The organism is Corynebacterium sp. HMSC070E08 (assembly GCF_001808895.1).
In the GTDB taxonomy this organism is placed as follows: domain Bacteria; phylum Actinomycetota; class Actinomycetes; order Mycobacteriales; family Mycobacteriaceae; genus Corynebacterium; species Corynebacterium hiratae.
The window spans coordinates 116,880-117,215 of record NZ_KV794797.1; the positions used below are offsets into that span (position 1 = coordinate 116,880).

General features: G+C 56.0%; 1 protein-coding gene. It reads right to left on the bottom strand.

Annotated features, from left to right (window positions below; translation table 11 throughout):
- On the bottom strand, positions 1-336 hold a 336-nt coding region (locus HMPREF2526_RS13845), incomplete at both ends, for an HNH endonuclease signature motif containing protein (RefSeq protein ID WP_148139571.1).

Consider the following 336-nt stretch of genomic DNA (forward strand, 5'->3'; position numbering starts at 1 on the left):
CGTTGTGGTAGGCGCACAAAAACGTCAGGTTCTTAATGTTGGTGTAGCCACCAGCCTGCCAAGGGATGAGGTGATGGATTTGGCAGTAGTCGGCTGGTTTATTGCAGCCAGGGCGTGAGCAGGTGTGGAATTCCGCGTGCAGGGTGAGGCGTTGGTTGAAGTTTGCTCCGCGTTCTAGCCGCCAGGTGTTGATGGGTCCTTCGATGGGGTGCACGATGGTGGCGTAACCGATTTCGGCAAACTTGTGGGTGAGGAATTCTGCCCCTGTCATGCGCGCGCCGTTGGTGAGGTTGAGCTCTATTTCGTCCCCGTCACCGTTAATGATCTGGTCCAACT